The 14,913-nt window shown below is 35.3% G+C and carries 11 protein-coding genes; all 11 read left to right on the plus strand.

Annotated elements, in window-relative coordinates:
• Positions 1-96: 96 nt before the first annotated feature.
• The 11 genes from F9279_RS12710 to F9279_RS12760 all read left to right on the plus strand — a co-directional run bounded on the left by F9279_RS12710 (position 97) and on the right by F9279_RS12760 (position 14,683).
• The gene (locus F9279_RS12710; RefSeq protein WP_152113554.1) at positions 97-1,053 is read left to right on the plus strand and encodes a polysaccharide deacetylase family protein; all 957 of its coding nucleotides are present in this window, start codon (positions 97-99) and stop codon (positions 1,051-1,053) included.
• Positions 1,054-1,234: 181 nt separating this feature from the next.
• Complete coding sequence (locus F9279_RS12715; RefSeq protein WP_152113556.1) at positions 1,235-2,473, plus strand: M16 family metallopeptidase; 1,239 nt, start codon at positions 1,235-1,237, stop codon at positions 2,471-2,473.
• A 661-nt stretch (positions 2,474-3,134) separates the two neighbouring features.
• Positions 3,135-4,019, plus strand: coding sequence for a dipicolinic acid synthetase subunit A (gene dpaA, locus F9279_RS12720; RefSeq protein WP_152113558.1), 885 nt, complete (start codon positions 3,135-3,137; stop codon positions 4,017-4,019).
• Between the two features lie 14 nt (positions 4,020-4,033).
• A complete protein-coding gene (locus tag F9279_RS12725; RefSeq protein ID WP_152113560.1) occupies positions 4,034-4,627 on the plus strand; it encodes a dipicolinate synthase subunit B in 594 nt (197 codons plus the stop codon).
• Positions 4,628-5,067: 440 nt separating this feature from the next.
• On the plus strand, positions 5,068-6,114 hold the full coding sequence (asd, locus tag F9279_RS12730) for an aspartate-semialdehyde dehydrogenase (RefSeq protein ID WP_152113562.1): 1,047 nt from the start codon (positions 5,068-5,070) through the stop codon (positions 6,112-6,114).
• Positions 6,115-6,374: 260 nt separating this feature from the next.
• Positions 6,375-7,592, plus strand: a complete 1,218-nt coding sequence (gene dapG, locus F9279_RS12735) for an aspartate kinase (RefSeq protein ID WP_152113564.1) — start codon at positions 6,375-6,377, stop codon at positions 7,590-7,592.
• Between the two features lie 44 nt (positions 7,593-7,636).
• Positions 7,637-8,500, plus strand: coding sequence for a 4-hydroxy-tetrahydrodipicolinate synthase (gene dapA / locus F9279_RS12740; protein ID WP_152113566.1), 864 nt, complete (start codon positions 7,637-7,639; stop codon positions 8,498-8,500).
• Positions 8,501-8,935: 435 nt separating this feature from the next.
• Complete coding sequence (locus tag F9279_RS12745) at positions 8,936-10,612, plus strand: ribonuclease J (RefSeq protein WP_152113670.1); 1,677 nt, start codon at positions 8,936-8,938, stop codon at positions 10,610-10,612.
• A gap of 669 nt (positions 10,613-11,281) precedes the next feature.
• Complete coding sequence (locus F9279_RS12750; protein WP_152113568.1) at positions 11,282-12,022, plus strand: ClpP family protease; 741 nt, start codon at positions 11,282-11,284, stop codon at positions 12,020-12,022.
• Entirely contained in the window at positions 12,019-12,231 is a 213-nt protein-coding gene (locus F9279_RS12755) for a YlzJ-like family protein (RefSeq protein WP_152113570.1), read from the plus strand. The genes F9279_RS12750 and F9279_RS12755 overlap by 4 nt, the downstream gene beginning before the upstream one ends.
• Positions 12,232-12,349: 118 nt before the next feature.
• The gene (locus tag F9279_RS12760) at positions 12,350-14,683 is read left to right on the plus strand and encodes an FtsK/SpoIIIE family DNA translocase (protein ID WP_152113571.1); all 2,334 of its coding nucleotides are present in this window, start codon (positions 12,350-12,352) and stop codon (positions 14,681-14,683) included.
• Positions 14,684-14,913: the final 230 nt, after the last annotated feature.

The following is a 14,913-nucleotide window of genomic DNA, read 5'->3' on the forward strand; positions in this document are numbered from 1 at the left end:
TTACTAGTAGGCTCATCTTTTTTCTATACATAACAGTACCCTTTTGTTCTACCTTGTCCTCAACCATCATAAAGTGGAGGTAAAGGGGTGTGTACGATGAAAAAGATATTACCATTAGTAGTTTTTTTAGCTCTATCATGGGTGTTGGTGAATAATCCATTATCTAATACATATGTAAGTTCATTACAATCAGACTCCATCGTAGCTAGTGCAAACAATGAGATCTATAATACGATTAAACAAAAAGCAAAAGAATATAAAGTAGAGCCTATTGATGCAAAAATTGACCCTGTGTGGAAAGCTATTCCAGGCTTAAATGGTGTGGAAGTAGATATTGAAGAATCCTACAAGAAAATGAAGAAGAGTGGGCAGTTTGATGAGAAGAAGCTAGTTCTTAAACAAATAGAACCAAAAGTTTCTTTAGAAGACTTACCAGCATCTCCAATCTACAAGGGAAATCCTGATAAAAAGATGGTAAGCTTTATCATAAACGTGGCTTGGGGAAATGAATATATTCCTTCCATTATTTCTACTTTAGAAAAACATCAAGTAAAAGCAAGTTTTTTTCTAGAAGGCAGATGGGTACAGAAGAATCCTGAATTAGCAAAAATGATCGTAGAGGCTGGACATGAAGTTGGTAATCATTCCTATACTCATCCAGATATGAGTAAAATTACTAGCAGCAAAATTCATGAAGAAATCGTAAAAACGAATGATGTGATAGAAGCAACAACAGGAAAACAAGTAACCTGGTTAGCACCACCAAGTGGATATTTTTCTAATGAGGTAGTTAGTGTTGCAGATACACTCAACCTTGGTACGGTTATTTGGTCAGTAGATACAATAGACTGGCAAAAGCCTACACCTGAAGTGCTTATTAATAGAGTTATTAGTAAGGTTCATAATGGTGCCTTAATACTCATGCATCCAACGGAATCTACTACGAAAAGTCTAGATCAACTAATTACGCAAATAGAAAGTAAAGGATTAAAAATAGACACTGTTTCGGATATGCTTAGTGAAGAAAGAGTAAGCTATCTGACATCAGAATAGCTTTTTTTAATCGATTTATCCTATTTCATTCGAATAATAGCATGAAATAAGTTAGAATATAATCTATTTTATCGGAATTCCATTGATAATCAAACAAGTTTTTGGAAAAAATAGAAGGAATAAGCTATACTAGCAGGCAATAGGAGTTTTCAACTAGGTATCTAGAACAGGAGGAAATTAATTGATAAAAAGATATACTTGCCAAAATGGTGTTAGGATTGTGTTAGAGAATATTCCAACAGTACGTTCTGTTGCACTAGGTGTTTGGATTGGTACTGGTTCACGTAAGGAAGATGAATATAATAATGGAGTATCTCACTTTTTGGAACACATGTTTTTTAAAGGAACAAAATCGAGAAATGCAAGAGAAATAGCAGAGTCTTTTGATAGCATTGGAGGGCAAGTTAATGCGTTTACTTCTAAGGAATATACTTGCTACTATGCAAAGGTTTTAGACACTCATGCAGATATGGCATTAGAAGTGCTTGCAGATATGTATTTTAACTCTTTATTTGATGAAGAAGAACTAAAAAAAGAAAAAAATGTTGTATTAGAAGAAATCAAAATGTATGATGATACACCAGATGATATTGTTCATGATTTATTGAGTAAGGCAGTTTATGAACAGCATCCACTTGGGTATCCGATCTTAGGTACAGAAGAAACATTATCATCCTTTAATGGTGATACATTAAGAGGATATATGTTTGATCATTATACACCTGAGAATACCGTTATTTCTATTGCTGGTAATATTACAGAAGCATTTATAAAAGAGGTAGAAAAATACTTTGGTTCTTTTGAAGCAGGAAAAAGTGAACTGGAAATAGTGAAACCATCTTTTCATGCAAACAAGCTTTCAAGAACAAAAGAAACAGAACAAGCACATCTTTGTTTAGGATATGATGGATTACAAATTGGTCATGATGAAATGTACTCACTTATTTCTTTAAATAATATTCTTGGTGGAAGTATGAGTAGCCGACTTTTCCAAGATGTACGTGAGCAAAAAGGCTTAGCTTATTCTGTGTTTTCTTATCACTCTGCTTTTCAAGATAGTGGAATGGTAACGATCTATGCTGGAACAGGTGCTAAGCAATTAGATGAATTATACGACACCATTCAAACTACTCTAGCTACCTTAAAAGGAGAGGGAATCACAGATAAGGAACTCTTCAATAGTAAGGAACAATTAAAAGGAAGCTTAATGCTTAGCTTAGAGAGCACGAACAGTAGAATGAGTAGAAACGGTAAGAATGAATTACTATTAGGAAAGCACCGTTCATTAGATGAAATTATTGCAGATATTGATTCTGTTACAAAAGAAGATGTTGACCATATGGCACATAAAATCTTTACAGATACATTCTCAATATCTCTTATTAGCCCAAGTGGAGAATTGCCTAAAGCTGTACAATAATTTTATGTACATATGAAGATGCAAAAGAATTGATAGAAGGGGGACCTTCTATCGATTTTTTTTATTAGAGTAAACCCTACTCATGGTTTAAGATGGTAAGAAATCAGCAAAATAAGCGGAAATTTCCGGTTAACTGCAAAATAGGCTCGTATATGAAGGTAAATAAGGGTAGATTTTCCGGTCAAGGAAGGAAAAGTCCATGTTTTTCATGTGTTTTAAGGTAATAGACATAATTTCTCCGTCTATTCGAGCTAATTTTCAAGGTAAAAACGGAATAAGGGGATTTCTCCGACTATTTATCTGATGGAGATCTTTTCCTACAGATTAATACAGTAAGTCAAACTTTTCCGAGGCTTTCTACGGAGCTCATTTACAAAATGCGATTTGCCCTTTGCCAGCTGGCGCTCCAGTCAGAATCAATCTGATATCTCTCCAAACTAACTAGAAATGGGTTAGTTTTTTGCCTACACATATAATCACTTTTTCAGTGTCCTCTTATTTCAAGATTCAAGCTCCGCACAGAACAAAATACCACTTCCGTATTTTTTCTTATGAATTTCCTCGAATTCATACAAACAACTCACCTAATATTAGATTATGACATAAGATGTTGAAGTAGTTAATTGTAAATGGATTTCTAAAAAAAGAAGGTGAAATATTCATGCTGAAAGGGATGAAAATCGCAGTTATCGGTGGCGATGCAAGGCAGCTTGAAATCGTTAGAAAATTAACAGAGCAACATGCATTGCTTTCCTTAGTCGGTTTTGAACAACTGGACCATGCCTTCACCGGTGCAACGAAGGAAAAAATCGATAATGTAGATTTTGTCAATATGGATGCAATTATCCTACCAGTTAAAGGAACGGACTTAAAAGGACATGTAGAAACCATTTTTTCAAATGAAAAGATATTTCTATCAAAAGAATTACTAGAAAAAACACCAGAACACTGCACTGTTTATTCTGGTATAACAAATGATTTTTTAAATTCTATTATAAAAGATTCCAACAGATCTCTAGTCCAGTTATTCAACCGAGATGATGTAGCTATTTTAAATTCTATTCCAACAGTAGAAGGTACCATTATGATGGCTATCCAAAACACAGATACAACGATTCATGGATCAAATGTGATTGTTCTTGGGCTTGGAAGAGTGGGAATGAGCGTTGCAAGAGCATTTCATGGATTAGGTGCAAAGGTAAAAGTTGCGACAAATCAAAGTGAACATATTGCTCGAATTATAGAAATGGGGCTAACACCAGTACATTTAGAAGATTTACCTCTAGCCGTAGAGGAAATGGATATTTGTATAAATACGATTCCTCATTTAATTGTCACTCCAACAGTCATCGATAAAATGCCATTACACACATTAATCATCGACCTTGCATCAAAGCCAGGAGGCACGGATTTTTCATATGCAGAAAAACGAGGGATTAAAGCATTGCTTGCACCTAGCTTACCAGGGATAGTAGCTCCAAAAACAGCAGGAAATATTCTCGCAGAGGTATTATCTCAATTACTTTATGAGCAACTGCAACCATGAAAGGAGAACATAATATGAGCTTAAAAGGGAAAAGAATTGGATTTGGAATTTCAGGTTCACATTGTACGTATGCAGAAGTAGTCCCACAAGTAGAAAAGCTAGTGGCACTCGGTGCAGATGTAGTACCAGTTGTAACTGGAAATGTAAAGAACACAGATACTCGATTCGGTAAAGGGAAAGATTGGGTTAGTAAGGTAGAAGAAGTGACTGGAAACGAAATTATTGATAGCATAGTAGCAGCAGAGCCACTTGGACCGAAAATACCACTTGATTGCATGGTTATTGCTCCTTTAACAGGTAATAGCATGAGTAAATTTGCAAATGCCATGACAGATAACGCAGTACTAATGGCGGCAAAAGCTACATTAAGAAATGAAAATCCTGTCGTCTTAGGAATTTCTACAAATGATGCTCTAGGTTTAAATGGAGTAAATTTGATGAAACTAATGGCAACCAAGAATATTTACTTTATACCATTTGGCCAAGATGATCCTGTAAAGAAACCTAATTCCATGGTGGCAAGAATGTCTATGCTTCCTGAAACAATTGAAGCTGCGCTACAAAAGAAACAAATTCAACCAGTTATAGTAGAAAAGTATTTAGATTAATAGAAGTGTATGCGTGAAAATGCCATCTATCACTTTTTTGTAGCTTAATTTTTGGGGTTGAAGAATGTTGAGAAATCTTCCAATATATACGGAGAGTTGATTTTCTCCCTTTCTTTGAAATGGTAAGATATTATCTAGTCTTCAACCTCTCATAAGTATGTTTTAAGTAGTTTATCATCTAGCGAAATTCTAGAATAGTTTTCTAGGATCTGATTCTTTCTCCTCCCTAAGGTTCACTGTGACCCAGTAGCTCAGTTGTTAATCTTTCCATTCGTAAGGTGATAAGCAAGCCGCTTTCACAATTCCTTGTTTTTTAAAGAATCTGTGAAAAAGGTTCTTTTCTTACAGCTTTATTGTGTTAAAATAGATAATATTATTTAGGGCGATGTTTATCGTCTTATTATGTATATAGAATTCGCCTTTGGAAGGGGAGCCTTTAAATGGAGCAATTAAAAGGATTTAACGTAGCAGTAGTAGGTGCAACAGGGGCCGTTGGACAGCAAATGATTAAAACATTAGAAAGTAGAGATTTTCCTATATCTAAGTTAACTCTTTTGTCTTCCAAACGTTCTGCAGGGACAAAAGTTCTTTATAAAGAGGTAGAAGTAGAAGTACAAGAAGCTACTCCAGATAGCTTTAAAGGCATTGATATTGCATTATTTAGTGCAGGTGGAGGCGTTTCAAAGGATCTTGCACCACATGCAGTGAAGCATGGAGCAATTGTAGTAGATAATACAAGTGCATTTCGTATGGACCAAGAAGTACCATTAGTAGTTCCAGAAGTAAATGAAGAAGATCTTCATACACATAAAGGGATTATTGCAAATCCAAACTGTTCTACTATTCAAATGGTTGTTGCTTTGCAACCACTTAAAGAAAAGTATGGACTATCTAAAGTGTTAGTTTCTACTTATCAAGCTGTTTCAGGTTCTGGTGCAGCTGCTGTAGATGAGCTACACAGTCAAACAAAAGCTATCTTAAATGAGGAAGCATTTGAACCGAAAATTCTTCCTGTAAAAAGCGATAAAAAGCATTATCAAATTGCTTTTAATGCAGTTCCGCAAATTGATGTGTTTACAGATAATGGTTTTACTTATGAAGAAATGAAAATGATTAATGAAACGAAAAAAATTATGCATGATCAGGACTTAAATGTTGCTGCAACTTGTGTAAGAATACCTGTTGCGACAGGACATTCCGAGTCTGTGTATTTTGAATTAGATCAAGATAACGTAACAGTAGAGGAAGTAAAACAGTTACTTTCATCTGCACCTGGTATTGTGCTACAGGATGATCCTAGCAATCAAATTTATCCGATGCCAGCTGATTGTGTCGGTTCAAATGATGTATTTGTAGGAAGAATTCGTAAAGATTTAGATGCACCTAATGGTTTTCATATGTGGGTTGTATCTGACAACCTATTAAAAGGTGCTGCATGGAATTCTGTACAAATTGCAGAAAGCTTAATCAAATTAGGCATAGTATAATTTCTTCCATACAGGAAAAATGCCCTTCCTGTAGTAGACTGTTTTAGCCTCTACATACAGGAGATACATGCATCAAGAATAAAAAAGTAGCCTACATTGATAGGTGCTTTTAACAATAAATAATGAAGGATGTTAACTAGATTAGAGTGTAAGAGGTGTTTTCTCATGTGTTGAACTAGTTACCTCAACACAACATCTCTTCACTCTCTAGTAACAATTAACCTTAACTAACACTTAGAAAGTGTACAGAGGTGTTTAATTTGAAAATAATGGTACAAAAATTTGGTGGTACATCTGTAAGAGATGAAAGTAGTCGTAATCAGGCAAAAGACCATATCAAGGATGCTCTTCATGAAGGCTACAAAGTAGTAGTGGTAGTGTCTGCGATGGGACGTAAAGGGGAACCTTACGCGACTGACACCTTATTATCTTTAATTGGTGGGACAGAAACAAACTTAAGTAAGAGAGAAAATGATTTACTACTGTCTTGTGGCGAAATTATTTCTAGTGTAGTTTTCACAGAAATGTTGCTAAAAGATCAAATTTCTGCTACAGCTTTAACAGGTGCTCAAGCAGGATTTTTGACGAATTCTGATTATACAAATGCAAGAATAATGGAAATGGATTGTAGCCGAATTCTAGAAGAACTTAAAAATCATGACGTGATAGTTGTAGCTGGCTTCCAAGGTGCTGCACCAAATGGGGATATAACAACATTAGGCAGAGGAGGCAGTGATACATCAGCTGCAGCTCTAGGCTCTGCTTTAAGTGCTGATTATATAGATATTTTTACAGATGTGGAAGGAATTATGACAGCTGATCCACGAATTGCAGAAAATGCTAGACCATTATCAGTGGTTACGTATGCAGAAGTATGTAATATGGCATATCAAGGTGCTAAAGTAATCCATCCTCGTGCAGTAGAAATTGCTATGCAAGCAAAAGTTCCTATTAGAATTCGCTCGACTTATTCAAAAGGAACAGGAACACTAGTTACTTCTAGCCCTGAAAGTAAGGGTAGTGATATTAAAGAAAGACCTGTGACTGGTATTGCACATGTTGCAAACGTAACACAAATAAAAGTACATGCGAAAAAAGATCAATACGACCTACAAGCACATGTTTTTAAGGCAATGGCGAATGAGGAAATTAGCGTTGATTTTATCAATATATCTCCTAACAGTGTTGTCTATACTGTAACAAATGAAATGACAAACAAAGCGGTTTCCATATTAGAAAATATTGGTTATGAGCCGACTATAGAGAGAGAATGTGCAAAAGTTTCCGTGGTTGGTGCAGGTATGGCAGGTGTACCTGGTGTGACGTTTAAAATTGTTACAGCACTTTCTAATAAGGGAATTCGCATTTTACAATCAGCTGATAGCCATACGACAATCTGGGTATTAGTGAAGCAAGAAGATTTGATTAGTGCAGTAAATGTGTTGCATGATGCGTTTGAGCTAGAGAAAGATATATAAAGAATTAGAAACAATGAGATCGAAGTGAGAATAGGAGTGGAACAATGGGTTTATTTGGTAGAGTTTCAACGGCCATGATTACACCATTTGATGCAAAGGGACATATAGATTTTCCGAAGACAACACAATTAATTAATCACTTACTTGAAAATGGAACAGAATCACTAGTTGTCGCAGGGACGACTGGCGAATCACCCACATTATCCAAACAAGAGAAGATTGCTTTGTTTCAACATGTGGTAAAAGTAGTGGAGAAAAGAGTTCCCATTATTGCTGGAACAGGCAGTTATAACACTTATGACTCCATAGAATTAACGAAACAAGCGGAAACGGCTGGTGTGGATGCTGTTATGATTGTAGGTCCATACTATAACAAGCCAAATCAGGAAGGTCTATATCAACATTTTAAAGCAATTGCTGAGTCTACAAAACTACCCGTTATGATCTATAATATTCCAGGTCGTTCTGTTGTGAATATAGAACCAGAAACGATTATTCGATTGTCTGAGATTGAAAATATTGTAGCAGTGAAAGAAGCAAGCGGAAATTTAAATAATGTATCTAAAATCGTTTCGTCAACTCCAGATGACTTTTATGTATATAGCGGGGATGATAGTTTAACATTACCGTTGTTATCTGTAGGAGGAACAGGCATTATTTCAGTAGCTTCTCATATTATAGGTAACGAAATGCAAGAAATGGTAACCACGTTTTTAAAAGGAGACATTCAAACTGCCTCTAAATTACATCAAAAACTATTACCTCTAATGTGCGAACTATTTGTTGCACCTAATCCAGTTCCAGTCAAAACTGCTTTACAGTTAAAAGGATTTGATGTTGGCTCTGTTCGATTACCTTTAGTACCTCTTTCTGAACAAGAGCGTAAGAACCTAGCGAACCTATTATAATTTTCCTTATTTATTAACTGTAATAAATACAATCGATCAATTGGTCAGTAGGATGGAAGTTTAGTTTGAGACGAATTCACTTCGTATTAAATTAAACTTTCTATCCTCCTGGCTTTTTTGTTTACTACATAGATTTTCTTGTTTGGAAGTAGCCTGGAAGAGGAAATTAAAAAATAGCAGGGTAATAAAACAAATTTTATCTGCCTCTTGATCGTAAAATATGCAAAACTTAACTTAATAAGCAAAGGATAGATAACCAGGAATTAATAATATCTTAATAGTGTAAAATGATTAAATCTACCTAGTTTATAAAAATAAATACACGATAAAAGAGGAGATTTCATAAAATTGGTTGTAAACATTTTTAAACATCAAGTATAATAAGCATAACTGATCAATGGTCGGCCTAACTCAACAAGGAGGAAACAAAAAGTGATGAAAAACGAAAAGATAAAGCTGGTCGCCCTCGGAGGAGTAGGGGAGAACGGAAAAAATATGTTTGTAGTCGAAGTGGACGAAGACATATTTGTGATTGACGCTGGCTTAATGTACCCACAAAATGAAATGCTTGGAATCGATATTGTCGTTCCAGACATTAGTTATTTAAAACAAAACAGGGAAAGAGTAAAAGGGATATTCCTAACACATGGTCATGAGGATCATATTGGAGGATTATCGTATATCTTAAGAGAGTTAGATGTTCCAGTCTATACGACTCGCCTAACTGCGGAATTAGCGAAGGAAAAGATGAAGGAACAAGATTTTAAAGGACAAGCTAAATTTGAAGTGATAACGGCGAGATCGGTGTTAACCTTTACCTCTTCTAAAGTTTCATTCTTTAAGACTAATCACAGTATTCCAGATAGTATTGGAGTTGTCGTACATACATCTGAAGGTTCAATTGTACATACAGGTGATTTCAAGTTTGACCAGACGGCAAGCGACTTGTACAAGCCAGACTATGCTGCAATGGCAAGAATTGGTGAAAGAGGAGTATTGTGTTTATTATCTGATAGTACAAATGCAGATAAGCCAGGATACGCTACAACGGATTTCGCGGTTACTCAACAATTAACAGAAGCATTTCTTCAAACAAATGGACGTATTATCGCTGCTTGTTTTGCAACAGATCTAAATAGAATTCAGCATATTATTGATGCAGCAGAAAAAACAAACCGCAAAGTAGCGGTATTAGGCAAAAATCTGCAACGTGTGTTACAAATTGCTACAAAATATAATTACCTCCATGTAGGGGAAGAAACACTTCTAACTTACAATGAGTTGCAGGAATATCCTTTAAATCAAATGGTTATTATTACTACTGGAACTAAGGGCGAGCCAATTGAAGCACTACAAAAAATGGTGAAGAAAAATCATAAGCAAGTAAGCATTATGGAAGGCGACACTATTCTATTTGCTGCTTCCTCATTCCTTGGTAGTGAAGTATTTGTTGGGAAAACAATTGATAAATTATATCGTGCAGGGGCTACTCTAATGGCAGGATATAAAACATTTAATAGCTCTAATCATGGAAACCAAGAAGAATTAAAATTCATGATTAATATGATGAAGCCGAAATTCTTTATCCCTATTCACGGTGAATATCGTGTATTAAAAGCACATGAGAAGCTTGCTAAGGAATGTGGCATAAAGCCTCAGAATATCTATTTGCCAGAGCAAGGCGAAGTGCTTGAGTATAACGAAGATAAACTTCAAGTAGGTGGGAAAATTCCTGCTGGAAATGTATTAATTGATGGTGCAGGAATCGGAGATGTAGGTAATATTGTATTAAGAGACCGTAAATTATTATCTCAAGATGGGATCTTAACAGTAGTAGTTACTTTAAATAAAGCAGAAAGAAAAATCTCTGCTGGACCTGAAATTATTACAAGAGGTTTTGTTTATGTTCGCGAGTCAGAACAATTATTAGAAGATGCTGCTGAAAAAGTAAAAGATATCGTGGAAAAAAGCATTAGTAAAGATAGCTTTGATTGGACAGGCATTAAACAAGATATTAGAGATACCCTAAACCAATTCCTATACGAAAAAACAAAAAGAAGACCAATGATCTTACCAATCATTATGGAAATCAAGCCATATAGAAATAAATAACAACAGCTGCCACCCGTGAGAACGGGTGGTTTCTCTGCAGTTAAAACTGACTAAGTCCAAAAGAGCTACTACAAGGTTCAACAATTGTACTACTTCTACTGCCTAACCTAAAGGTACCTCCATTTTATTTTTTCACGGCTTCTTTATCCATAAACGGATTGATATACTTCATCATCTTACATTTGTTTTTGTTACTCCTTTTGGGTTCAAGACGGAGTGATCTTATTGGTCGGAGAATTAAGGAAGCCTCCATTCAGATAAATAGTCGGAGAAAATACCCTTATTTCGTTATTTCCATGAAAAATGGCTCCAATAGCCGGAAAAATTCCGATTATTTAAAACACATGAAATACGAGGACTTTTCATAACTTAACCGGAAAAGATACCCTTATTATCCTGAAAATAAGTGTCTATCAGCATTTAACCGGAAATTCTCCGTTTATTTTGCTGATTACTGCATATTCTATGAATTCCATGGCATGAATTTTTTTCCTACCATCGCTGTAAGCTTTTTTGAATCCTATGCATAGCTTAGGGTTTACAAATTTGCAATTACTGCTATAATCACTCAACCTATCATAACCATGAACTTTTCCCAATTTTTCTTTCGCATGAAAAAAGAGATCTCTTCTAATACTACTACCATCATGTTTAGAAAGGGAGAAAGATATGGTTAAACAAAATAATAATAATACAGAAGAACAGCCAAAGGAAGATAAGCCTGTTAACGGATTAATGGAAAAGATTCAGCAGCTTGGACAGACAAATGTACCACAACTATCTCAGGATTCTAAAATACATTGTTTAACAATCGTCGGACAAATTGAGGGCCATTTACAATTACCTCCTCAAAATAAAACAACAAAATACGAGCATTTAATTCCACAAATCGTCGCAATCGAGCAAAATCCTAAAATAGAAGGAGTGCTAGTCATTCTTAATACAGTAGGCGGAGATGTGGAAGCAGGTCTTGCGATTTCCGAAATGCTCGCATCCTTATCCAAGCCTACTGTTTCCCTAGTATTAGGAGGAGGACATTCTATTGGTGTTCCTATTGCAGTATCCTGTGATTACTCCTATATTGCAGAAACAGCAACGATGACTATCCATCCAATTCGTTTAACAGGATTAGTTATTGGTGTTCCTCAAACCTTTGAATATTTAGATAAGATGCAAGAGAGAGTCGTGAAATTTGTAACGAAGCATTCCAAAATCACAGAGGATGATTTTAAAGATTTAATGTTTGCTAAAGGAAATCTAACTCGTGATATAGGGACAAATGTTATCGGTCAAGACGCGGTAATTTCTGGTTTAATTGATGGAGTAGGTGGAGTTGGTGATGCCATGACAAAGTTAAATCAATTGATAGATGCTAATAATACAGAAAAGAATGAAGGGATCATTCAATGATTATGTACACCATGATGCCAGAGGAGTTAATTTTTCCCTATTCTCAGGAAACTTTTGAACAACAACAGGTTATTAATTATAATGGTATTCCACTCCTTGTAGCTAGAACAGAAACAAGTGAGTATGAAGTGATACGCATATTAAGTACGGACCCAAATCACTTTCTTTCTAGTCAATTTCAGCCTGGTTCAAAAATTACGCACATATAATCGTATTTTTATAAATTATGGTATAATATAGTAAGAGGTAAAAGCAGCCACTAGGCTGCTTTCTTTCATACATAAAAAAGAAAGTGATTAAATTCGATATAAAATATAAGGTGATAAGATGGCTAAAAGAAAAAGAAGAAAAACTAGACAAAAACAACATCTCAAGACAACTATACGATATGAACTTACCGCTTTGATGATTATGGCCATAAGTTTCATTTCCATTCTCAAATTAGGTGCAGTTGGTACAACAATGGTCTCCTTTTTCCGCTTTTTTATGGGATCATGGTATATGCTAAGCCTTATAGGCTTAATTATTTATGCTGGTTTCCTAATGTGGAAAAGGGACAAGCCTTATTTGTTTCATACCAAACTAGTAGGAATTTATTTAATAACAGCATCTCTGTTATTGCTTAGTCATGTTACGTTATTTAAATTACTGGCAAGTACAGGGAACTTTAATAATCCGAGTGTTATCTTCAATACGTGGGAACTGTTTTGGATGGAAGTAAATGGTCAGTCAACAAATGTAGATTTAGGTGGAGGAATGATTGGAGCAGTATTGTTTGCTTTATTTCATTATTTATTTGATACAGTAGGAACCCAGTTAATTGCTTTTCTAGTTATTATAATAGGGTTTATCTTACTAACTGGTAAAACCGTTAGTGGAGCCTTTAAGAAAGTCATGTCTAGTATTGGCAACTTCATGAAGAATCAATGGAATGAATTTGTATTAGATATGAAAGATTGGAAAGAATCTGTACAAAGAAATAAAGAAAAACGTAAACAACAGAAAGAAGCCAAAAAAGAAACAAAACATCAAGAAGAGGAAACTCCTTCTCTCATTGTAAATCAGATAAACCAAGAAGAAGAAATTTACCCACAAGAACCTATCATAAATACTTTTGCAGATATTGCATATGAGCAAGAAGCAATCAAAGAAGAGCAAGATGTAAGCAAGGATTCCAAGCAAGAGCCGGAAGAGGTAATAGCACCAATTACGTTCACAGAGGTAGAGAATGAAGATTACCAACTTCCGCCATTAAGACTTTTAAAGCTACCAAGAAAAACAGATCAAAGTAATGAGTACGAGCAAATTCATGCAAATGCTGCTAAACTGGAAAGAACTTTTCATAGCTTTGGAGTAAAAGCAAAAGTAACAGAAGTTCATTTAGGACCGGCTGTGACAAAATATGAAGTTCATCCATCGGAAGGTGTAAAAGTAAGCAAAATAGTAAACCTAAGTGATGATTTAGCACTAGCACTTGCAGCTAAAGATATCCGTATTGAGGCACCAATACCTGGAAAGTCCGCAATAGGAATAGAAGTGCCTAATTCAGAAGTGGCTGTCGTTTCTTTAAGGGAAGTACTAGATTCTAGTAAAAATGATAAAGTAGATTCGAAGCTGATGATTGCTTTTGGAAGAGATATAACAGGAGAAGCAGTTTGTGCAGAATTAAATAAAATGCCTCATTTACTAGTAGCAGGGGCTACAGGTAGTGGGAAAAGTGTATGCATTAACGGAATCATCACAAGTATTCTAATGAGAGCAAAGCCACATGAAGTGAAAATGATGATGATTGATCCAAAGATGGTAGAGCTAAATGTATACAATGGTATTCCACACTTACTAGCACCTGTTGTAACCAATCCAAAGAAAGCATCCCAAGCTTTGCAAAAAGTAGTTAGTGAAATGGAAAGAAGATATGATCTATTCTCTCACACTGGAACAAGAAATATTGAAGGCTATAATGAGTATGTTAAACGCCAAAATAAAGAAGAAGGAGAAAAACAACCACTTCTTCCATTTATTGTGGTAATTGTAGACGAGTTAGCAGATTTAATGATGGTTGCTTCAAATGATGTGGAAGATGCTATTACGAGACTTGCACAAATGGCTCGTGCAGCTGGTATCCATTTGATCATTGCTACACAGCGTCCATCTGTTGATGTTATCACAGGTGTTATTAAAGCTAATATTCCTTCTCGTATTGCTTTTGCGGTTTCTTCTCAAACCGATTCTCGTACAATCTTAGACATGGGCGGTGCTGAGAAGTTACTAGGTAGAGGAGATATGTTATTCTTCCCGTATGGAGCTAGTAAGCCTGTTAGGGTACAAGGGGCTTTTCTTTCTGATGAAGAAGTAGAAGAAGTAGTAGACTTTGTCATTGCTCAGCAAAAAGCACAATACCAAGAAGAAATGATTCCAGATGATGTAACAGAAGTATCTGGTGAAGTGGATGATGATTTATATACGGATGCAGTTGATTTAGTAGTTGAAATGCAAACCGCATCTGTTAGTATGTTACAAAGAAGATTTAGAATAGGATATACAAGAGCAGCAAGATTAATAGATGAAATGGAAGCAAGAGGGGTAGTTGGGCCGTATGAAGGTAGCAAACCAAGAACGGTATTACTGCCAAAATCCTCAGAAGAAATGAATATACAATAAAGAAAGCCTGAAATAGTATAACCTATTTCAGGCTTTCTTTTTGCTTACCATCCTGAATGAAAACAAAAGAATATAATGATATAAGGGTAAAACTAGTGGTTTTTTGGGAAGTTTATACAGTTGAAACCGTTTGATTTCCGAACAATTAATTATTTCTGTATTTTTTCGACGAAATTCTTAAAACTCTATTTATTTATTAGTAAAAAAGTGTTATAGTATTTTCGATTAGT

It is taken from the genome of Bacillus sp. B1-b2 (assembly GCF_009183415.1).
Lineage (GTDB): Bacteria > Bacillota > Bacilli > Bacillales > Cytobacillaceae > Niallia.

Coding starts and splice junctions, on each gene's coding strand:
- F9279_RS12710 (WP_152113554.1), top strand. CDS start 97: ATGAAAAAGATATTACCATTAGTAGTTTTTTTAGCTCTATCATGGGTG.
- dpaA (WP_152113558.1), top strand. CDS start 3,135: ATGCTGAAAGGGATGAAAATCGCAGTTATCGGTGGCGATGCAAGGCAG.
- F9279_RS12725 (WP_152113560.1), top strand. CDS start 4,034: ATGAGCTTAAAAGGGAAAAGAATTGGATTTGGAATTTCAGGTTCACAT.
- asd (WP_152113562.1), top strand. CDS start 5,068: ATGGAGCAATTAAAAGGATTTAACGTAGCAGTAGTAGGTGCAACAGGG.
- dapA (WP_152113566.1), top strand. CDS start 7,637: ATGGGTTTATTTGGTAGAGTTTCAACGGCCATGATTACACCATTTGAT.
- F9279_RS12745 (WP_152113670.1), top strand. CDS start 8,936: ATGAAAAACGAAAAGATAAAGCTGGTCGCCCTCGGAGGAGTAGGGGAG.
- F9279_RS12750 (WP_152113568.1), top strand. CDS start 11,282: ATGGTTAAACAAAATAATAATAATACAGAAGAACAGCCAAAGGAAGAT.
- F9279_RS12755 (WP_152113570.1), top strand. CDS start 12,019: ATGATTATGTACACCATGATGCCAGAGGAGTTAATTTTTCCCTATTCT.
- F9279_RS12760 (WP_152113571.1), top strand. CDS start 12,350: ATGGCTAAAAGAAAAAGAAGAAAAACTAGACAAAAACAACATCTCAAG.